The organism is Gordonia sp. NPDC003429 (assembly GCF_053588575.1).
Genome location: NZ_JBSFQF010000016.1, coordinates 1 through 20,683, shown reverse-complemented (window position 1 = coordinate 20,683; position 20,683 = coordinate 1). Strand labels below are relative to the sequence as shown.

The window sequence follows — 20,683 nt, the reverse complement described above, 5'->3', positions numbered from 1 at the left end:
CACCATATGGGAGGAATGCGCATGCCGTACATGCCGGTCACCGAGTCAATGTTCCTGTTCGCCGAGACGCGCGAGCAACCGATGCACGTCGGGGGACTTCAACTCTTCGTCCCCCGAGAAGGACAAACCGCCTCAGAGCTGGCCGAAGAGATGATCGAGCGGTTCTCCGCGGCCACCGAGGTGCGTCCGCTGTTCCGCAAACGTCCCGCCTCACCCGCCGCGGTCTTCGGCCTGATGGCGTGGTCGTACGACGACGAGATCGACTTCGACTACCACGTCCGGCACGCGGTGCTGCCGCGACCCGGTCGGATTCGCGAACTGTTCCGGTACGTCTCGCTGCATCACAGCGCGCTCCTCGACCGCAACCGTCCGATGTGGGAACTGCACATCGTCGAAGGTCTGGCCGACGGCCGGGTGGCGCTCTACACCAAGGTGCATCACTCCCTGGTCGACGGTGTGTCGGCGCTGCGCCTGCTCGAACGCACCCTGACCGCCGATCCCGACGACCGCAACGGCACCGCACCCTGGGACCCCTCCCTCGTCCGGGCACGGCCCAAGCAGCAGAAACCTGCCGGCGGCGGACTGAAGCTGCCCGGGCTGTCGGCGATCCGGGGTGCGGTGGGGGCGGCCGTCGGGGTTGCCGGCGACATCGTGGGCATGGCCCCGGCCACCGCGCGTATCGCGTGGAACGGGCTGACCGAACCCGAGTTCGCGACTCCGTTCAAGGTGGCGCCGCGCACGATTCTCGACGTCCCGATCGGCAGCGCCCGACGCTTCGCCGCCCAGCAGTGGCCCACCGAGCGTCTGCGCGCGGTGGCCGACGAACTGCAGATCACGCTGAACGACGTGATCGTGGGAATGGCCTCCGGCGCCTTGCGCTCCTATCTCATCGACCGTGATCAACTACCCGATTCGCCGCTCGTGGCCGCGCTGCCGGTGTCGATGCACGTCGACGACGAGAAGGAGGGCAACGCGATCACGGTGGTCATGGCGAACCTGGCCACCGACCAGCCCGATCCGGAGCGACGCATCAACACCCTCGTCGAGTCGACCCGCAGATCCAAGCAGGTGATCCGCAGCCTCAGCCCGCTGCAGGCGTTGACTTACGGAGCGGCGACGTTCGCCTCCCTCGCCTTCGCCGCCATCCCGGGTTTCGTCTCCTACGCCCCGTCGCAGTTCAACCTGATCATCAGCAATGTCCCCGGTCCGAGTGAGCATCTGTACTGGAACGGAGCGCGACTCGACGGCGTGTACCCGGTGTCGGTGGTACTCGAAGGCCTGGCCCTCAACGTCACCGTCACCACCACCGCCGAGCACGTCAATTTCGGGCTGATCGGCGCCCGGAAAGAGTTGCCGAGCCTGCAGCGGCTGCTGACCCACCTCGACACCGCCCTCGAGGAGATGGAGAAGGTTGCGCACGTCACATCGGTAGCGAACTGACTGGATAGTAAGTTACCGGTGAGTATCATCTGACTACGCCCTGGCGTGTCCTTTTTCGGTGGTTAGGGCAGCCTTGGCGGCGAAGAGGTGCCCGAACGATTTACGGTTACCTCTAACAGACGTCCGACCCCGCGCACGTCAGCCCGGCGCGAGTGGTGGTCGATGATCAACCAGAGAGGGGCCGGGACGCCGTGAATGCCACGACGATCACCATCGGCACGATAGCCGCGGTCATCAGCCTGTTCTGCTGGGCTCTGTTCCTCCGCGGCGTGTGGACCATGGTCCGCGCGATCGCACAGGGACAGCGCGTCGACCGCAGTCGGTTCTGGCCGTTCTTCCCACGTTTCTGGACGATGCTCAAGGAGTTCGTCGCCCATACCCGCATGGTGAAGTTCCGCACTGTCGGCTGGGCGCACTGGCTGGTGATGTTCGGCTTCCTCATCGGCGCGATCTTCTGGTTCGAGGCCTACGGACAGATCTTCGACCCGCACTTCCACTGGCCGGTGATCGGCGCGTGGAACGTCTACATCTTTGCCGACGAGGTGCTCGGCCTGGGCACGGTGATCGGTATCACCGCGCTGATCATCATCCGTCAGATCAACCACCCGCGCGTGCCCGCACGGCTGTCGCGGTTCTCCGGGTCGAAGTTCGGTGCCGCCTACTTCGTGGAGGCCGTCGTTCTGCTCGAGGGTCTGGGCATGATCTTCGTGAAGACGTTCAAGATCTCCTCGGGTATCGAGGACCCACCGATCTGGACGTCGTTCTTCACCCACTATTTCGCGCAGCTCTTCACCGGTTCGTCGGAGTACTGGGTCACCGGCGCCGCCGTGATCAAGCTGATGAGCGGCATGGTGTGGCTGGCCGTGGTGGGCGTCAACATCGACTGGGGCGTGGCCTGGCACCGCTTTGCCGCATTCTTCAACATCTATCTCAAGCGTGAGCAGGACGGCAGCGTCGCGCTCGGCGCGGCCAAGCCGATGATGAGCCAGGGCAAGGTGCTCGACATGGAGACCGCCGACCCCGACGTCGACGCCTTCGGCGCGGGCAAGGTGGAGGACTTCTCCTGGAAGGGCTGGCTGGACTTCACCACCTGCACCGAGTGCGGTCGCTGCCAGAGTCAGTGTCCGGCGTGGAACACCGGCAAACCGCTGAGTCCCAAGCTGCTCATCATGTCGCTGCGTGACCACGCGCAGGCCAAGGCGCCCTACCTGATCGCGGGTGGTCGCAAGGACATGGGTGGCGACGAGGTGGGTCTCGTCGACGCCGACGGCAACGTCGACGAGGCGAAGCTGGCGAAGATCCCCGAGTCGGCGCGGGCCGAGGCCGATCGCAAACTGGTGGGCGAGTCCGCGGGCACCGGCATGGTCGACGACACGCTCGGCGCGGTGATCGACACAGAGACCCTGTGGAGCTGCACCACCTGCGGCGCCTGCGTGGAGCAGTGCCCGGTGGACATCGAGCACGTCGACCACATCATCGACATGCGCCGCTACCAGGTGCTCATCGAGTCGGACTTCCCCACCGAGCTGGCGGGCATGTTCAAGAATCTCGAGAACAAGGGCAATCCCTGGGGTCAGAACGCGTCGGCGCGGACCAACTGGATCGACGAGATGGACATCGAGATCCCGGTGTTCGGGCAGGATGTCGAGTCGTTCGAGGGCTTCGAGTACCTGTTCTGGGTGGGCTGTGCGGGTGCCTACGAGGACCGCGCGAAGAAGACCACCAAGGCCGTCGCCGAACTGCTCGACATCGCCGCGGTCAACTTCCTCGTGCTCGGCGAGGGCGAGACCTGCACCGGCGACTCCGCTCGCCGCGCGGGCAACGAGTTCCTGTTCCAGATGCTCGCCCAGCAGAACATCGAGATGATGAACGAGGTCTTCTCGACCGCGCCGCAACAGCGCAAGAAGGTCGTCGTGACCTGTGCCCACTGCTTCAACGCCCTGGGCAACGAGTACCCGCAACTGGGCGCCGGGAGCGGAGCGAGCGGGCCCGATGGCAACCGCGCAAAGTACGAAGTGGTGCACCACACCCAGCTGCTCAACCGGCTGGTGCGCGAGAAGCGGCTCATCCCGGTGGCCCCGATGGGCGAGGGCGTGACCTATCACGATCCCTGCTACCTGGGCCGTCACAACAAGGTCTACGACGCCCCGCGTGAGCTGATGGCCGCGGCAGGGTCGGATCTGCGCGAGATGCCGCGCCACGGCGAACGGTCCATGTGCTGCGGCGCCGGCGGTGCCCGCATGTGGATGGAAGAGCAGATCGGCAAGCGCATCAACATCGACCGGGTGGACGAGGCCCTCGACACCCTCGGCGGCGACATCGCGTCGGGGACGACGAAGGTGGCGACCGGTTGCCCGTTCTGTCGGGTGATGCTCACCGACGGCGTGACCGCCCGCACCAGCGGCACCGAGAACGAGGGCAAGGTGGAGGTTGTCGACGTCGCGCAGCTGCTGCTGTCGTCGGTCAAGCGCGGCCTGCCCGAGGTGACCCGCAGCGGCCGGTTCCTGGGACCGGTGGCCAAGCCGGCCCCGGAGCCGGAACCGGAGCCCGAGAAGGTTCCGGCTGCGGCCGGGGCTGGGGCTGCGGCAGCGGCGACCGGTGCGGCCACCGAGACTGCACCGAAGCCGAAGGTCGGGCTGGGCATGAAGGGCGGCAAGAAGCCCGGCGCAGCGGCCAAGGCCCCGGCAGATTCGGCGCCTGCGGAGACCGCTCCCGCTGCCGAGAAGAAGCCTGCCGCAAAGGGATTCGGCATGAAGGGCGGCATCAAGAAGCCGGGCGCCGCGAAGGCCCCGGCGGCGTCGGCAGCACCCGCACCGGCCGAGACGGAATCGTCGGCCGCGGTGGAGTCGGCTGCCACGGAGTCGGCGGCACCGGCTGCGCCGAAGAAGGCCGCGGCCAAGGGATTCGGCATGGGCGCGGGTGCCAAGCGTCCGGGCGCCAAGGGTCCGGGTGCGGCCAAGCCGAACGCGGCCGCCGCGGACGCCGGTGTGACCGCTCCGGCGGAGAGCAACGTCGCCGAGACAGAGTCGGCACCCGAGGCGGTCCCAACCGCCGACACCGAGTCGGCCACCGCAGCGGCCCCGACCACGACCGAGGAGAAGCCGGCCAAGGCCAAGGGCTTCGGCATGGCGGCGGGCAAGAAGCGGCCCGGCAGCGTCGGCAAGGCGTCGAGCGTGCCCACTTCCGAGTCGAGCGTGCCCGAAACCACGTCGAGCGCGCCCACTTCCGAGTCGAGCGTGCCCACTTCCGAGTCGAGCGTGCCCACTTCCGAGTCGAGCGTGCCCACTTCCGAGTCGAGCGTGCCCGAAACCACGTCGAGCGTGCCCGCGGTGACCGAGGAGAAGCCGGCCAAGGCCAAGGGCTTCGGCATGGCCGCGGGCAAGAAGCGGCCCGGCGGCATCGGCAAGGCTGCGGCCGCGCCTGTCGCGTCGACCCCCGCGGTCGAGACGCAGGCGCCGGCAGAGGTTGTCGACGATGAGCCTGCCGAGTCGGTCGACGACGCGCCGTCGCCTACGCCGACCGAGACACCCGCTGCCGAGACACCTGCGACCGATGCACCGAGCGGAAACGGCTCAGCTCCCGACGACCGCACCATCGGCGAAACCGGAGCAGCGAAGGCGAAGGGCTTCGGTATCGCCGCGGGCAAGAAGCGCCCCGGTCACCGCTAGAAGGTCGACTCGCCCAGTTCGCTGGTCGAGTTCGACCTGCGCGCCCGGCAGGCACGCTCGACCGGGATGTGGGCACGCCCGACCGGAAAGTGGGCACGCTCGACCGGAAAGTGGGCACGCTCGACCGAATTGTGGGCACGCTCGACCGAATTGTGGGCACGCTCGACCGAATTGTGGGCACGCTCGACCGGGAAGTGGGCACGCCCGAAACTGATTTGCCCACGGCTGCGACAATTGAACCCGTGAGTAGGCCTTACGTATCCCACCTGAATCAGAACCTGAAGCCGCTGGAGCAGTCACTGAAGCTGCAGAACGTGTGCTACGAGATCAGGGGTCCGGTGCATGCGCACGCGGCGCGGCTCGAGGCCGAGGGTCACCGGATCATGAAGCTGAACATCGGCAACCCGGCCCTGTTCGGGTTCGAGGCACCCGACGTCATCATGCGCGACATGATCCACGCGCTGCCCTATTCGCAGGGGTATTCGGAGTCGGCGGGGGTGCTCTCGGCTCGCCGCGCCGTGGTGACGCGCTACGAGCTGATCCCCGACTTCCCCTACTTCGACGTCGACGACGTGATCCTCGGCAACGGCGTGTCCGAGCTGATCACGATGACGATGCAGGCGCTGCTCAACGACGGCGACGAGGTGCTGATCCCCGCCCCCGACTATCCGCTGTGGACCGCGATGACCGCGCTGTCCGGTGGCCGCCCCGTCTACTACCAATGCGACGAGGACAACGGCTGGAACCCCGACATCGCCGACATCGAGTCGAAGATCACCGACCGCACCAAGGCGATCGTGGTGATCAACCCGAACAATCCCACCGGCGCGGTGTACTCACGCGAGGTGCTCGAACAGCTCACCGACGTCGCACGACGACATTCGCTGCTCATCCTGGCCGACGAGATCTACGACAAGATCCTCTACGACGACGCTGAGCACACCAACATCGCCGCCCTGGCCCCCGACCTGCTGTGTCTGACCTTCAACGGCCTGTCCAAGGCCTACCGGGTGTGCGGTTACCGCGCGGGCTGGGTGGTGATCACCGGTCCCAAGGACCACGCCCGGGGCTTCATCGAGGGACTCGGCATCCTCGCATCGACGCGCTTGTGTGCCAACGTGCCCGGCCAGCACGCCATCCAGGTGGCGCTGGGCGGCTACCAGAGCATCGAGGCGCTGGTTGCGCCCGGCGGTCGCCTCTTCGAACAGCGCAACGTGACCTGGGAGAAGCTCAACAAGATCCCCGGCGTGAGCTGCGTGAAGCCGATGGGCGCGCTCTACGCGTTCCCGCGCCTCGACCCCGAGGTGCACGAGATCCACAACGACGAGCAGTTCGTCCAGGATCTCCTGCTGCAGGAGAAGATCCTGGTGGTTCAGGGCAGTGGCTTCAACATGGCCGACAGCAATCACTTCCGTATCGTCACCCTGCCCTGGGCGCGCGACCTGGGCGACGCGATCGACCGGATCGGCAACTTCCTGTCGTCGTACCGGCAGTAGCTTCCCGCGTCGAGTGGGAGTCCAAAGCGTTGCGTCAGTAACCGAACCGATTCTTCCAACCGTTACCCGGCATGTATGAGCGTAGAACGCTGCGGCCGGAGCGATACTCGCTGCGCGTCAAAGAGGCCGCCCCGCTGTCCTCCTGACCGGACGTCGACGAGGGGCGTCATGTGACACTCTTCGTTGTCACAATTCCTGGACATATCTGTGACGTTTGGTTACGTTAACCCCATTGCAGTGCCGAAGGGGTGACGAATGACCGATTGGGCCGAAGGGTATGTCGACGTCGACGGAGTGCGGCTGGCCGTCTTCGAGTTCGACCGTCAGCCGGCCGACGACGACCGCCCGACCGTCCTGTTGGTGCATGGTTGGCCGGACGCCCATCACGTGTGGACCCGGGTTGCCCGACTCCTCGCCGACGACGCGCGGGTTGTCGCGTACGACACTCGTGGGCAAGGCAGCAGTGACAGCCCACTGGTCAACACACGCGACTTCGCCGTGCGCACCCACCTGCTGCGTAACACAGGCCGCTACGCCACCGACCTCGCCCGTCATGAATCACCGACGCCCCACTGGGTTCCGACAACGCACCCCGCCCACGTCGCCGACATGGTCCGCGACTTCGTACACCGCAACGACTCTCGTCGGTCCAACGAGTCGGCACCCGACGCCAACACATCGGTCCGATAGCTACGAGCGCGAGGAGCCATGCACGCACACACCGAAAACCGCGCCGTCACATCAACATACGTGCCGGATACCGATGAAACCGATCCGGGCGAGGTCGAACTACACGCGCGGAATGTGGCGTTCGACTGGTCCGACGTCCCACTGCACTGGATTCCCGGACACCCGGTGGCGTCTGACTTCATCAGCGTGCTCAATCTGCTTCTCCCCGAAGGAGAACGGTGGTTCGTCCAAACCTACAACGAGGCGCTTGGGCTCGTGCACGACGAGGAACTCGCCGCGACAATGCGCGGTTTCGTCGGCCAGGAAGCCATGCACGCCGAGGCCCACGATCACGTCCTGTGGGAGTTTCTCGACCACCACGGTATCGACCCCCGGCCGTACTGCCGACAGATGGAGTGGATGTTCCGAAAGGTACTCGGCCCACCGGAGACCGGTAGCGCCCAGGCTCGGCAGAAGCATCTCGTCGAGCGACTCTGGCTCATCGCCGCCATCGAGCACTACACCGCGATCCTCGGTGACTTCGCCCTGAACAACACCTGGACCGAAGTCGGCGCCGACCCGACGATGACGGATTTGTTCACCTGGCATGGAGCCGAGGAGGTCGAACACCGAGCGGTCGCACACGACGTCGCGGTCTACTTCGGTGACAGCTACCTCCGACGCGGACGGGCCATGCTCATCGCGCTTCCGACGCTGCTCATTCTTCTTTTCCGGGGCTTCCGGTTCATCACCCACCAGGACCCGGCAATCCGGCACAACAACTACTTCTATCGGCAGTACCATTACGCGCGCGGAGTTCGCGCGGGCGTTCTGCCGCCGATCCGCAGCGTACTGCTGGCGACCTTGAGTTACTTTCGTCCCGGCTTTCACCCGAGCGAAATCGGTTCCACTGCACAGGCTGTCGCCTATCTGGCGGCCTCACCCGCGGCTCGTAACGCCCCGTGACCGCCGACCGGAGGCGATCGTGAATCAACGTGCACACCCGCACACCACCGAGATGACCTCGCCGCCACCACATCTTTATGGGCGGTGGCGACACGATCCACTGATGACATTCGGCACCGTGCTGTCCAAGACCTGGATACCGTTCTGGCGCCCCTTCTCGCCACTCCATCCGACTGTCGAAAACGACGGCGTGACCACGCTGCGCATCGTCGGACGGCAGGTGGTGGCGCAGGACGAGAACGTCGTCGCGCTGACGTTCGCGGGCCTCGACGGTCAGCTGCTCGATCGGTGGCATGCCGGCGCGCACGTCGACCTTCTACTGCCATCCGGCAGGATGCGGGAGTACTCGTTGTGCGGCGACCCGGCCGATCGGTACACGTATCGCATCGCCGTCCGTCGCATCCCGGACGGGGGCGGTGGCTCGGTGGAGGTGCACGACGACCTCCACGTCGGTGACACCATCCGAATCAAGGGTCCACGCAATGCGTTTCCTATTGCCCTGCCCGGGCACGGCTCGCCCGCCACGTCGTTGCGTTTCATCGCGGCCGGGATCGGTATCACGCCGATCCTGCCGATGATCCGGGCCGCGCAACGCTTCGGCCTGGACTGGTCGATGATCTACTCCGGGCGAAGCCGCGACTCGATTCCGTTCATCGACGAGGTCTCGGCATTCGACGAGAAGGTCACCATCCGCACCGACGACGAGCACGGACTGCCCACCATGGACGAGCTGCTCGGGCCGGCCGATCCCGAAACCGGCCGCACACCATCGAATCTCGCCGTGTACTGCTGCGGGCCGGTCGCCATGTTGGAAGCGTTGCGACGTCACCTCGGGGATCATCCCGACATCGAGCTGCACTACGAGCGATTCAGTCCGCCGCCGGTGGAGGACGGTCGCGAATTCACCGCCACCATCGCATCCACCGGCCGGCAGATCACCGTCGCCGCCGACGAGCCGCTGCTCGCCGCACTGCGACGCGAGATGCCGTCCGTGCCGTATTCGTGTCGGCAGGGCTTCTGTGGCACCTGCAAGGTGAGGACGCTGTCTGGTGCGATCGACCACCGCGACAACATCCTCACCGAGCCCGAACGCGCCGGCGGAACCATCCTCACCTGCGTGTCACGCGCGGCCGGCGATCACCTCACCCTCGATCTCTGAATCTTTTGTGGGCAAGTTGCTCTCGGCATCGTCCCGGTTCGGCGCGCCGCGCAGCAACACCGCTGCGGCCACCGCGGCGGCGACGGTGACCGCCACCGCCACCCACACCGCGCTGTGCAGCCCGTCGACGAACACGTCCTGCACCGCCGACCGGATGCCGGCGGCCATGGTTGCGGGCGCCTGCTGGGCCACCTGCACTCCGGCCATCACCGAATCCTGCGCCATCGCCGACACCGCGTGCGGAAGCCCTAGTGCGGCAAGACGTTCCCCGACACCCGACGCGTACACCGATGTCAGTACCGATCCCAGCACCGCCACCCCGAGGGTGCCGCCGATCTCGCGCGTGGTGTCGTTGACGGCCGAGCCCGCCCCGGCCTGCTCGGGGCGCAGCGAATCCATGATCACCTGCGTGCAGGGGCCGGAGATGAAGGCCAGACCGGCAGCCATCAGTGCCATCGACCAGACGATCAGTTCCCAGTACCCCGATGCGGCAGAGGACAATTCGACCAGTGCGAATCCCGCCGCCATGAGCAACGATCCGGCGACCGCCACGAACCGGGGACCGAACCGATGTGCCAGCATCATGGCAACCGGCGAGAACACCGCCATCACCACGGCGAAGGGCAGCGTGCGCAGACCCGCTTCGAGCGGCCCGTAGCCCTTGACCGCCTGGAAGAACTGGGTGATGAGGAAGATGAATCCGAACAGCGCGAAGAACGCGACGCTGATCATGCCCGCGGCCGTGGCGAAGTGGCGGTTGGCGAACAACCGGAGATCCAGGATCGGGTGGGGCACCCGCAGTTCACGCCCGGCGAACAGTGCGAGCGCGATCGCCGCGCCGGCGAGCCCGCCGATGGTGCGCGGGTCGGTCCACCCGAAGTGCGGTCCCTCGATCACCGAATAGGTCAGTAGTCCCAGCCCGGCGATCGAGAGCAGCAACCCGGGCAGATCGAACCGCGAGACCGCGTGGGGCCGGGTGCCGGGAACCACCGCGATGATGGCGGCCACGGCCAGCGCCCCGATTGGCACGTTCACCCAGAACACCGATGACCAGCTGAAGTGCTCCAAGAGCCAGCCGCCCAGCACCGGCCCGATCGCCACCGCGACTCCGGACGTGGCCGCCCAGATGCCCACCGCCGCCGCACGCTGCGCGCGGTCGGTGAAGACGGTGACGATCAACGCGAGCGTCGCCGGGAACACCAGGGCCGCGAACGCACCGAGTCCGCCGCGGGCGACGATGAGCTCGCGGAGCGTCGAGGACTCCGCCGCCAGCGCCGACACGGCCATGAAGCCGACGATGCCGGTCAGCAGCATCCGTCGATGACCGAAGCGGTCGCCGAGGTATCCGCCGGTCAGGAGCAGTCCGGCGAAGACGAGCGTGTATGCGTCGACGATCCATTGCAGACCCGAGATTCCCGCCCCCAAATCACGGGCCATTGTGGGCAACGCGACGTTGACGATCGTGTTGTCGATCATCACGAGCAGTTCGGCAAAGCACAGGGCGCCCAGCGCCCACCACCGAGTTCGCATCTGAAACCTCCGTTAGTAGAGTGGCGATCCATTGTTATAGAACGTTGTTCTTTTCTAGTAGCACACAGTTCCAGTAGATTGTCAATATGGCCGCCACCCGCAGTACTCGCCGAACCCCAGCCATCGAGGTCAGGAGCAATCTCGTCGCCTCCGGGCGCCGAATTCTGGAACGTGACGGCGTTGCCGGCCTCACCATCCGGGCGGTCGCGACCGACGCGGGTGTCGCCCCGATGGGCGTCTACAACCACTTCGACGGCAAGGAGGGTCTGCTCGACGCTCTCGTCTCCGACGCGTTCGACGAGTTCGCCAGGCTCATCGCGGTCACCGACGACGATCCGCGGGTGCGCCTGGCGCACAGCGGGAGGGCATACCGCGAGTTCGCCACCACCTACCCCGTGGTCTACGCGCTGATGTTCTCCTCGGACTGTCATCCCGACGATGAGTCGGCGGGGAATGCCTTCGCCGCGCTCACCGAGATCGTGCGCTACGGGCAGGCGGGCGGGGTGATCGTGGGCGGCGACGCGGCCGCGCTGGCCATGCAGATCTGGAGTTGCGTACACGGGGCGGTATCACTGGAACTGGCCGCCAGCCATCCGCCCACCGTCGATGCGGTGGCCAACTACGAGCAGGTGCTCGGACTGATCGCCCGGGGGGTGCGGCCCTGATGCCGGAGCCGGAACCGACGGTCGAATACCGCATCGACGACCTGGCCCGGGCTGCGGGGACCACCACCCGCAATGTCCGCGGCTACCAGGACCGCGGGTTGCTGCCGCGCCCGCATCGTCGCGGCCGCATCGCGATCTACACCGACGCGCACCTGGCCCGGCTCAAGGTGATCAACGATCTGCTCCGGCGCGGCTTCACCATCCGCCACATCGGCGACTTCCTGTCCGGGGTGCAGCGTGGCGACGACCTCGCAGATGTGCTCGGTCTGCGTGAGGTGGTGGCCACACCCTGGGCCAGCACGTCGCGTCGTTCGGTGTCCACCGCGGAACTCGCCGAGATGCTGAACACCAGCAATCCCGCATATCTGCAGCGGCTCAACGACTTCGGGCTGATCCGTCCCGACGACTCCGCGAGCCCGCCGGCCGGCTACATTCTCCTCGACGAGGAGACCGTGACCGCGTACAGCAGACTGATCAAACGAGGACTGTCGCTCAGGTACATCCTCGACGTGCACGAAGCGCTCGACCGTGACATGGATGCGGTTGCGGCCACGGTGATCTCCGCCGGCCGTCGAGCCATCACCGAAGGTCGTTCGGACGGTTGGCTCCCCCAGACCACAGCCGAATCCGAATGGGCGACCGACCTTCTCGCCGAACTCAAACGCGCCGGCTCGATTTCGGCGCACAACGCGCTCGACCGGGCCCTCGACCGCGACATGGCCCGGCAGCTCGACGATTATCTCGGTCGCGCCCATGGCGACGAGAATGTTGCTACGGAACCACAATCGGGGGCAGGCCCGGAATCGGAATGACCACACGCGGACGTGGACGCGGTCGAGGAGCCGGAGCGGGGGGTGCCGGGCGACGGTCCGATGTCGCCGCCGGTGGGGGCGGCGGTGGTGGGGGCGGAGGCACGTAGGTCGCGGCGGGACGACCCGCCTCTGCGAGGTCGGCGAGATCGGCATACAGCGTTGTGGTGGAAGGCTTCTGAGACGGACTGGCCATCACCGTCGGTGACGCGGAATGCCCGGTGACGGCCACCGCGGTGGCCGTGGCCCCGGCAGCCAGCACACCCGCACCGATCACTCCGACGAGCACCTTGGTGCGAATCCGCGACCCGCGCGGCGACGACACCTGTTGGGGCCCAGCAGGTGTCGCGGGCACCGCTGAGTAAGCCAGGGTGGGCACCGCCACCGGCTCGATCCGGTCGGTCACCTCGAGGGCGTTCTCGTCGGGGCGGTCCGGCGCGATCTCGAGGTCGGCGGACGGCGGCCCGGCGGGGGCCACGTCGCAGTCAAGTGATTCGTCGAGAAGTGATTCGTCGGGGGCTACTTCGACGGGTGGCACGTCGTCGGCAGCCACGGGCACAGGCTCAGGCTCAGGCGAAACGTCGATGGGGATCACGCCGTCGAGCACGACGATCGGTACCGCGGTGACCGGGGCGAGCACGGCGGGCAACCCCGGCCAGCACGGGTGGCTTTCGGCCAGCACGAGCGCGTCGAGATCTCTGCCGTGATCGTGCGCCATCTGCTCGGCAAACGACGGCAGCCCTTCGGCCACATCGCGGGTGGCGTCGGCGAGGTCACGGCGCGTCACCCGAAAGAGCCGGACATGCTGCTGCCCCATGATGAAGGTGCCATCGGACTCCACCAGACGTGCACGCCCGCGTTCGGCAAGCGATCGCAACTCCGACCACCACTCGTCGTTCTCCGGCGTCTGCACGCGCCCCACCTGCACCAGGTGCTCGGCCACGAGTTCGTCGAGTTCAGCGGCCGCGGTGCCCGGGACGCGCCGTTCGTCGATCACCACTCCGTCGGCGGCATCGACGACGGCGACGTCGACTCCGGCATCGGTGACGACGACCAGCGCAAACGAGGTGTGCAGATCGGTGCCGCGGCGGCGCAGAAGGTTACGCGCACGCTCGACCACGGACGCGTCGAGGACGCGTGTCATCGCGGTCGTGTCATCACCCATTCGACTCTGTGATCCCCCATGGGCCGAGCGTCCCCGGCCCTCGACTGCTCAACCTAGCATGCGCTAGTGGTGCACCACCGGTGAGGCGGCGTCGGCTGATCGTCGAAACGGGGCTTGAGCAGCACTTCTCGGGGTCTGCGACGGTGCGCCGGTGGTGCCGCCCAGGGCGTGATAGGTCCACCCGGCGTGACGCCAGGTCTGCGGGTCGAGGCAACGCCTGCCGTCGACGATGACGCGTGCGCGCACCATGGGTTCGAGTTCGTCGGGCGTCATGTGCACGAACTCGGCCCACTCGGTGGCGATCACCACGACGTCGGCGTCGCGGACGGCGTCGGTGGCCGATTCGGCATAACCGAGGAGCGGATACATCCGGCGGGAGTTGGCGTTGGCCTTGGGATCGAAAACGGTGACCGCGGCACCGCGCAGCGCCAGTTGACCGGCCACGCTCAGCGCCGGGGAGTCGCGGACGTCGTCGCTCTCGGGTTTGAACGCGGCGCCCAGCACGGCCACGTTGGCGCCCAGCAGATCACGCGGGCACACCTGCGTGACGAGGTCGACCATGGCGGTACGCCTGCGCATGTTGATGGCATCCACCTCGTGCAGGAACCGCAGCGCCCCATGCGCACCGAGTTCCTCGGCGCGGGCGACGAAGGCGCGGATGTCCTTGGGGAGGCATCCACCGCCGAAACCGAGTCCTGCGTTGAGGAATCGCCGTCCGATGCGCTGGTCGTAGCCGATCGCGTCGGCGAGTGTGGAGACGTCGGCCCCGGCGATCTCACACAGCTCACTGATGGCGTTGATGAACGAGATCTTGGTGGCCAGAAACGCATTCGCCGAGGTCTTTACCAATTCTGCTGTTGCCCAGTCGGTGTGGATCAATGGTGTGCCGGAATCGAGGATCTCCCGATAGATCTCGCTGATCACCGCCACCGCGGACGTGTCGGTATCCAGTGGATCGGTGCCGATCACCATGCGGTCGGGGGTCAAGGTGTCCTCCACCGCGAATCCCTCGCGCAGAAACTCCGGACTCCACGCGAGTTCGATGGTGGTGTCCGCCGCGGCGCGCAGGGCGATACGCTGCGCCAGACCGGCCGCGGTTCCCACCGGGACCGTCGATTTGCCGATGATCAGGTGCGGCCCGCGCAGATGCGGCACGAGCGCATCGACCGCGGCGTCGACATACGAGGTGTCCGCGGCGTACCCGCGTGCGCGTTGCGGGGTTCCCACGCCGATGAAGTGCACGTTGCCGTGGGCCGCGGCGATCCGGTGATCGGTGGTGAAACGCAGACGGCCTGCGTCGATGTTGCGTCGCAGGATGTCGGCGAGGCCCGGTTCGAAGAACGGCACCTCGCCGGCGGCGAGGAACTCCACCTTGCCGGGGTCGACATCCACTCCGACGACGTCGTGCCCGAGTTCTGCCATACATGCGGCATGGGTAGCTCCGAGGTATCCGCACCCGATCACAGTGAGCTTCATATCTGAAGTGACTACGCGGGAGGATCTTCCGGCAACCAAAGCAGGCGTGGCCTGTCGCGGGCCGGTCGGTGAACTCCGTTACGGGAACGGTGAACAGAGGGCCAACTCAGCCGTCGTCGCGGATGAAGTTGAGGTAGGCCTTGGACGGGGTGGGGCCGCGCTGGCCCTGATACTTCGATCCGACGGCGGCGCTGCCGTAGGGATTCTCGGCCGGACTGCTCAGCCGGAACAGGCACAGCTGGCCGATCTTCATCCCGGGCCACAGCGTGATGGGCAGGTTGGCCACGTTGGACAGCTCGAGGGTGATGTGTCCGGAGAAGCCGGGGTCGATGAAACCTGCCGTCGAATGCGTCAGCAACCCGAGGCGCCCGAGCGACGACTTGCCCTCGAGCCGGCCCGCGAGGTAGTCGGGCAGCGAACACACCTCGAGGGTGGAGCCGAGGACGAACTCGCCGGGATGCAGCACGAACGGCTCGCCGGTGGCCGGTTCGACCAGCGTGGTGAGCTCGTCCTGGCGTTGCGCCGGGTCGATGTGGGTGTAGCGGGTGTTGTTGAAAACCCTGAAGAGGCTGTCGAGCCGGACGTCGACACTCGACGGCTGGACGAGAGCCGGGTCGAAGGGGTCGATCGACAGGCGTCCGGCGGAGACCTCGGCACGGATATCGCGGTCGGAGAGCAACACGTCTGCGAGCGTATCGGACCGGGTCGCCCGCGGCGGCGGGACGGGCTCGGCGACGCGGGGCCAACGGGCAGATGAACGGTCGGAGTCGCGTGCTGGGTACTTGAGGTCAGTCGGGTTCCAGGGGTCGCCGATTCAGGTCAGATGACCTATCGTCGTGCCCGGCGCCGGTCACGCGGCGCTTCCAACCGGTCACATAGCTTGTCGGGGAAAGAGAATATGGGCGCTCATTCGGGTCATTCATCGGCGTCGGCACATCGGCGGAAACGCCTGGGGCTGGTGGTGATCGGGGTGATATTGAGTCTGGTGGTGTCGTTCGGTGGCGAGAAGGGTGTGGCCGGTATCGCAGCGGCGGCACCACATTCCGGGCCCGCCCCCACACCGGGGCAACCACGGCCCGAGCCGCCGACGCCGGGCTCGACTCCCAAGGAGTGCGTCGGATCACGGTTCGCCACCTTCGGCGCGATCTACGACGCGATCTTCGACTCGCTGCTTCCGGTGCTGCCGCAGAACGTGCGGGACAGTTCGACGCAGATCAAGGCGGCGGCGCACCGCGACATGGACGGGATGCGGATCTCCACGCTCGCGATCTCGAATCATCCCTATGACATGGGAGCCAACGAGAAGTCGCCGATCATGACCTACCGCGAACCCATTTCGCAGTGGATCGTCACTCAGCTCATCAATGTTCGCAACGGCAAGACCGCCGACGCGATGACCGTGGAGAACCTCACGGTGGCCCAAGCGGTGGAGACCGTCTACCTCTATCTGTATGTGACGGTGCTGGTTCCGCTGACCATCGTGCGGCGCACCATCCCCTCGATCGCCACGGTCGCCGGCCCCATCACGGTTGGAACCCTGCTGACCCTTCCGATTCTCCTGGGCGTGTTCGCCACCAATCAGCTGTTCTCGGCGTTGAGCAAGGGCCTGGTGAACGCGTGCATCGTCTCGGTCACCAAGGAGCAGAAGGATCGCGCCGGAAAGCCGGTCAAGGATCTGCGCTTCGCGTGGGCGGTTCCCGGCATCGTCCGCGACATCGCCAACCAGGTCTCCATGGCCGACCCGCAAACCTGCCCGGCCATCGGCACGCTGCCGTTGTCCCGCATCGTGACCCGGACGTCGAACTACCTGCAGGCGATCAACCGAAACCCGGTCACCGACCGTCAGATCCGGCAGATCACCGGCCAGGTGCAGCAGTTCATGAAGACCACCCGAGTCAACCAGAACCTGATTCCGGCCGACCCGGCCGACTTCAACACACCGGAGTACGTGATCTCGCAGGTCGGCGTGCTGATCCCCTACGTCGGCGGCGCACCGCTGGACGTGGTGATCGGGTTGAACCACAACAAGAATCAGGGCGCCGACTTCGCGGCGACGCAACCGCTGTGGGATCTGTCGGTCACCAAGACGCTGACCGCGGCGTACTACGCGTACGCGCTCACCACTCACGTGATCGAGTTGGCGTGGGAGAACGGCGGAACCGATCCCGCGGCGTCGCTACTCAACGATCTGTTCCCTGGTCTCGGCATCACGTCGGACATGATCCCGCACGGCACAGGCATTCTGGGGGCACCCAACCTGTACGGACTCGTGGTGTACCACAACGTTCTTCGCTCGATGTGTTTGAGCGAGGACCGCAAGCCCGCCAAGCCGGGCACCGCGGTGTCGACGGTGCGCTGGTAGGGGTGCGCCGGGGGTGACGCCGCCCGCCTCTCGCGCCTAACGCACCACGCGTTCGGAGATCCGGAGGATCAGACGCGTCGGCACGAAACGGCCCATCACCGCGCCGATCCGGCTCTGCAGCCCGTCCACCACGCTCGGTTTGCCGGCATCGAGGGCGCGCAGCGCGGTGTCGACCACCTGCGTGGTGGAACGCTTGGCACCCGCCGCGGCATTGTCGGTACCGACAACATCGAAGAACCCGGTGTCGGTGGCGCCCGGGCACAATGCGAGCACACGCACGCCGCTCTGCTTGCCCTCCCACCACAGCGCCTCACTCAACGAGAGCACGTAGGCCTTGGTGGCCGCGTACACGGCCATCCGCGGAACCGGTTGGAAGGCAGCGGTACTCGCGACGTTGATGATGACTCCGGCGCCACGCTCGGCCATCTGGGCGAGGTATGCGGTGGTGAAGTCGGTGAGGGCACCCACGTTGAGTGCCACCTCGTCGCGAATGCGGGCGGGATCGTCCTCGGCGAGGAATCCGTGGGTACCGAAACCGGCGTTGTTGATGAGGATGTCGACGGTGAGTCCGCGTGCCTCGACGTCGGCGATCACCTTGTCGGCGGCGGCCGGCAGCGACAGGTCGGCGACGACGACCTCGGTGCGCACCCCATGTTCAGCGTGCAGGGTCTCGGCGAGCGTGGTGAGCTTGTCCTCGCTACGGGCCACGAGGATCAGCTGCGCACCTCGCGCGGCGAGGGCTTTGGCGAACTCCTCGCCGATGCCCCCGCTGGCCCCGGTGATCAGTGCCGTGCGGTTCTGGTAGTCCATGTCACTCCTTGGGTTGAGTCATGTTGTCTGCGTGCGTGATTCCGAGTCCATCAAGTGCGAGCCGCTGGAGAATCCCGGCGTAGTGGTGCAACGCTGCTGTCCGCTCGGCGGCCGGAATCGAGTCGACGATTCCCTTGATGCCGTCGAACGATCCCACCAGGACGGTGGCGACCGAAGTCGCGTCGATGTCGGCGCGCACCTCGCCGGCTTGTTGACCGGCGCGGAGAATGTCGGCGACCATGCCGATCCACTCGGCCATCGGCTTCTCGTATGCCTCACCGGTCGTCGACGATCCGGCCAGCTCACGTACGAGCCGGACGACGCTCCACGCTCCCGGGTCGGTGTCGAGCAGGTCGAGCATCGCCGGGATCAGGTCGGCGAGTTGCTCGGTGGGGGTCGCGAGTGCGAGGACGCGGCCCTGCACGTGCTGTACCCACCGCTCCTCCTGATCGTCGATGACCGCCTCGGCCAGCGCCGCCTTCGACGGAAAGTAGAAGTAGAAGGCGCCCTTGGTGAGACCGGACTCGGCGATGAGTTCACTGAACCGTGTGGCCTCGTAGCCCTTCTCGGCGAACACCCGTGCAGCCACCTGCAGGAGGTGACCGCGCGTGGCGGCACCCTTGGCGGTGGGTGGATGTGTCGGACTCACGCCGCCAACAATATACCGGCCGGTCGGTTTATACAAACCGGCTGGTTGGTTTCTTCCGTCGACAGCACCCGCCGAGGGCTACTCACCCGTGCCGCGGGCTGGGTTTGCTACTCTGTCGTTCGCGAGCATGGCTCGCACGCCGATGTAGTTCAATGGCAGAACATCAGCTTCCCAAGCTGAATACGCGGGTTCGATTCCCGTCATCGGCTCCGACGAAAGCCCTGGTCAGAGCGTTTTGACCGGGGCTTTCGTGGTTCGTTCAGATGATTCGGGGCCGCGCAGGGGCCGCACCTGTGTCGTTCACTGTTGATGTCGGGTTTGTCTGGCATCATCTGTGCGTGACTTACGACGGCGACATCACGGACGACGAAGACATTGTCGTATGGGCCATCGAAAGCGTGTTCTCGACAGGGAAGACGCCCGACGCGACCTACAACGCGCGTCTTGGAGTCGGACTAGAGGCCGCGCTGCGGGGCCACCTTCGTACGGCGTCGAATGCCGTGACCGTGTTCGGGCCGAGTAAGAGCGGAAAGACATCGCTGGTCGAGCGCGTGGTTCCTGTCGACGCTGGCTGCTGGATACAGGGCAGCGACGTCGAGACGATCGACGACTTCTGGGCGCTCATCGCCGAACAGCTCCAAATTGCTGCAGAGGTCACGAGCGAAACCACGAGTCAGACCGACAAAACAGATTCTGTGTCTGGAGAGGTGTCCATACCTTTCGTCAAGGGCGGACTACAGTCGGAGGATTCCTCCGGTGAATCAAATTCGACCTCCGCAACCTACCAGCTGCGACCCGAGGCTCAGGCAAAGGCGCTGTTAGCTAGGACACCAATCCCCATCATTATCGACGATTTTCATCATGTCGGGACCGGTATTCGTAAGAGAATCGCACGTTCAATCAAAGCACTCATCAGGCACACGTGCGTGGTTCTCATTGCAATACCTTCTCAGGCTTTCGATCCCGTACGGAACGAGCAGGATCTCAACGGTCGGATCAAAGCACTTCCAGTTCCGGAGTGGCAGGTCGACGAACTGTCGCTAATTGCGCAACAGGGATTCTCACTCTTGAATGTGGATGACCAGGGCGGCGCCCTAGCCAGCGAGTTGGCTCGGTACAGCTTTGGTTCCCCTCACATCATGCAGGAACTCTGCTACACAGTCCTGCGTGAAGGTTTCGGACTTATCGAGACAGTCAAACCTACCCGCTCCATCAACATACCGGACAATCTTCACGCCCTTCTCCGGACGGCTGCGACTGCGTCCGAACCCCCATTCTTCGAGAAACTTCTTGAGGGACTGCCGACGCGAGGAAAGGACAGAAAAGCGGTTCATCTGCATGGCATGGATGAGCCGACTGATGTCTACGGCGTCGTGATGAAGGCGCTGCAAGAATTGACACCTCCGATGCAACACTCCGTTCGTGACATCCAGAATCAAGTCAACCAATACACGAGCGAAACTGTAAAACGTGGACGTATAACCAGCGTGCTGCGTGGACTAGATAAAATTGCTCAAGCAAGCAAAGGCGATAGCGACCCGGCACTGTCATTCAAAGACGACAAGCTCTATATAGAAGACTCAGTGTTTGCTTTCTACCTAAACCATGGACCGTGGAAGACGCCGGTTCCAGCATAGCGGATCGGACATCCCGGAAGCACTGCACCAGTACATCACCGGCGCATCAGGACCCAACCCTCACGGTGCCACTGCACGATCGTCGAGGTGAACCGTCCTGGGTCTGGTGGAGACCGTGATCTCACCAGGAGAATACGGATATGGGAGCACCACGGAAGTTCGACCAGGAGACCCGTGAGCGG

General features: G+C 65.7%; 16 protein-coding genes and 1 tRNA gene. 11 read left to right on the top strand and 6 right to left on the bottom strand.

The features are described from left to right. Positions 1-21: 21 nt before the first annotated feature. The 6 genes from ACWDSI_RS16815 to ACWDSI_RS16790 all read left to right on the top strand — a co-directional run bounded on the left by ACWDSI_RS16815 (position 22) and on the right by ACWDSI_RS16790 (position 9,398). The gene (locus ACWDSI_RS16815; RefSeq protein ID WP_449748245.1) at positions 22-1,440 is read left to right on the top strand and encodes a WS/DGAT/MGAT family O-acyltransferase; all 1,419 of its coding nucleotides are present in this window, start codon (positions 22-24) and stop codon (positions 1,438-1,440) included. A 191-nt stretch (positions 1,441-1,631) separates the two neighbouring features. Further along, complete coding sequence (locus ACWDSI_RS16810) at positions 1,632-5,108, top strand: heterodisulfide reductase-related iron-sulfur binding cluster (protein ID WP_449757237.1); 3,477 nt, start codon at positions 1,632-1,634, stop codon at positions 5,106-5,108. Between the two features lie 242 nt (positions 5,109-5,350). Further along, complete coding sequence (locus ACWDSI_RS16805) at positions 5,351-6,604, top strand: pyridoxal phosphate-dependent aminotransferase (RefSeq protein WP_449748247.1); 1,254 nt, start codon at positions 5,351-5,353, stop codon at positions 6,602-6,604. A gap of 255 nt (positions 6,605-6,859) precedes the next feature. Next, a complete protein-coding gene (locus ACWDSI_RS16800) occupies positions 6,860-7,294 on the top strand; it encodes an alpha/beta fold hydrolase (protein WP_449757236.1) in 435 nt (144 codons plus the stop codon). Between the two features lie 18 nt (positions 7,295-7,312). Then, positions 7,313-8,239, top strand: coding sequence for a metal-dependent hydrolase (locus ACWDSI_RS16795; protein WP_449757235.1), 927 nt, complete (start codon positions 7,313-7,315; stop codon positions 8,237-8,239). Positions 8,240-8,258: 19 nt separating this feature from the next. Then, a complete protein-coding gene (locus ACWDSI_RS16790; protein ID WP_449757234.1) occupies positions 8,259-9,398 on the top strand; it encodes a PDR/VanB family oxidoreductase in 1,140 nt (379 codons plus the stop codon). Here the strand turns inward: ACWDSI_RS16790 and ACWDSI_RS16785 are convergent. Beyond that, positions 9,360-10,928, bottom strand: coding sequence for an MFS transporter (locus tag ACWDSI_RS16785; protein WP_449757233.1), 1,569 nt, complete (start codon positions 10,926-10,928; stop codon positions 9,360-9,362). The genes ACWDSI_RS16790 and ACWDSI_RS16785 overlap by 39 nt on opposite strands. 86 nt (positions 10,929-11,014) lie before the next feature. Between ACWDSI_RS16785 and ACWDSI_RS16780 the strand changes: the two genes are divergently transcribed. Together ACWDSI_RS16780 and ACWDSI_RS16775 are read left to right on the top strand one after the other, a co-directional pair. Then, positions 11,015-11,593 carry a TetR/AcrR family transcriptional regulator gene (locus ACWDSI_RS16780; protein ID WP_449757232.1) on the top strand — a complete coding sequence of 193 codons (579 nt, stop codon included), beginning with the start codon at positions 11,015-11,017 and terminating at the stop codon, positions 11,591-11,593. Next, the gene (locus ACWDSI_RS16775; RefSeq protein ID WP_449757231.1) at positions 11,593-12,405 is read left to right on the top strand and encodes a MerR family transcriptional regulator; all 813 of its coding nucleotides are present in this window, start codon (positions 11,593-11,595) and stop codon (positions 12,403-12,405) included. Before ACWDSI_RS16780 ends, ACWDSI_RS16775 begins: the two co-directional genes overlap by 1 nt. On the opposite strand, the gene ACWDSI_RS16770 is transcribed toward ACWDSI_RS16775, so the two are convergent. From ACWDSI_RS16770 to dcd, 3 genes are all read right to left on the bottom strand, one after another. Then, a complete protein-coding gene (locus ACWDSI_RS16770) occupies positions 12,365-13,567 on the bottom strand; it encodes a hypothetical protein (protein WP_449757230.1) in 1,203 nt (400 codons plus the stop codon). The genes ACWDSI_RS16775 and ACWDSI_RS16770 overlap by 41 nt on opposite strands. Positions 13,568-13,630: 63 nt before the next feature. Next, entirely contained in the window at positions 13,631-15,043 is a 1,413-nt protein-coding gene (locus ACWDSI_RS16765) for a UDP-glucose dehydrogenase family protein (RefSeq protein ID WP_449757229.1), read from the bottom strand. Positions 15,044-15,149: 106 nt separating this feature from the next. Beyond that, positions 15,150-15,725: a dCTP deaminase gene (gene dcd / locus ACWDSI_RS16760; protein WP_449748256.1), complete on the bottom strand. Its 576-nt coding sequence runs from the start codon at positions 15,723-15,725 to the stop codon at positions 15,150-15,152. A gap of 216 nt (positions 15,726-15,941) precedes the next feature. Here dcd and ACWDSI_RS16755 point away from each other — a divergent pair, with 216 nt between their 5' ends. Further along, on the top strand, positions 15,942-17,405 hold the full coding sequence (locus tag ACWDSI_RS16755; protein ID WP_449757228.1) for a hypothetical protein: 1,464 nt from the start codon (positions 15,942-15,944) through the stop codon (positions 17,403-17,405). 36 nt (positions 17,406-17,441) lie between these two features. Here ACWDSI_RS16755 and ACWDSI_RS16750 read toward each other — a convergent pair whose 3' ends face one another. Then, entirely contained in the window at positions 17,442-18,215 is a 774-nt protein-coding gene (locus ACWDSI_RS16750; RefSeq protein WP_449757227.1) for an SDR family NAD(P)-dependent oxidoreductase, read from the bottom strand. Position 18,216: 1 nt separating this feature from the next. Then, positions 18,217-18,864 carry a TetR family transcriptional regulator gene (locus ACWDSI_RS16745; RefSeq protein WP_449757226.1) on the bottom strand — a complete coding sequence of 216 codons (648 nt, stop codon included), beginning with the start codon at positions 18,862-18,864 and terminating at the stop codon, positions 18,217-18,219. 138 nt (positions 18,865-19,002) lie between these two features. Between ACWDSI_RS16745 and ACWDSI_RS16740 the strand changes: the two genes are divergently transcribed. Both ACWDSI_RS16740 and ACWDSI_RS16735 read left to right on the top strand, forming a co-directional pair. After that, positions 19,003-19,073 (top strand) — tRNA-Gly (locus ACWDSI_RS16740). Positions 19,074-19,202: 129 nt separating this feature from the next. Continuing rightward, a complete protein-coding gene (locus ACWDSI_RS16735) occupies positions 19,203-20,501 on the top strand; it encodes a hypothetical protein (protein ID WP_449757225.1) in 1,299 nt (432 codons plus the stop codon). Positions 20,502-20,683 lie beyond the last annotated feature (182 nt).

Bases quoted from the DNA above. Each gene is read 5' to 3' on its own strand.
- ACWDSI_RS16815 (WP_449748245.1), top strand. From the start codon at position 22: ATGCCGTACATGCCGGTCACCGAGTCAATGTTCCTGTTCGCCGAGACG.
- ACWDSI_RS16770 (WP_449757230.1), bottom strand. From the start codon at position 13,567: ATGGGTGATGACACGACCGCGATGACACGCGTCCTCGACGCGTCCGTG.
- ACWDSI_RS16780 (WP_449757232.1), top strand. From the start codon at position 11,015: ATGGCCGCCACCCGCAGTACTCGCCGAACCCCAGCCATCGAGGTCAGG.
- ACWDSI_RS16775 (WP_449757231.1), top strand. From the start codon at position 11,593: ATGCCGGAGCCGGAACCGACGGTCGAATACCGCATCGACGACCTGGCC.
- ACWDSI_RS16800 (WP_449757236.1), top strand. From the start codon at position 6,860: ATGACCGATTGGGCCGAAGGGTATGTCGACGTCGACGGAGTGCGGCTG.
- ACWDSI_RS16765 (WP_449757229.1), bottom strand. From the start codon at position 15,043: ATGAAGCTCACTGTGATCGGGTGCGGATACCTCGGAGCTACCCATGCC.
- ACWDSI_RS16750 (WP_449757227.1), bottom strand. From the start codon at position 18,215: ATGGACTACCAGAACCGCACGGCACTGATCACCGGGGCCAGCGGGGGC.
- ACWDSI_RS16755 (WP_449757228.1), top strand. From the start codon at position 15,942: ATGGGCGCTCATTCGGGTCATTCATCGGCGTCGGCACATCGGCGGAAA.
- ACWDSI_RS16795 (WP_449757235.1), top strand. From the start codon at position 7,313: ATGCACGCACACACCGAAAACCGCGCCGTCACATCAACATACGTGCCG.
- ACWDSI_RS16785 (WP_449757233.1), bottom strand. From the start codon at position 10,928: ATGCGAACTCGGTGGTGGGCGCTGGGCGCCCTGTGCTTTGCCGAACTG.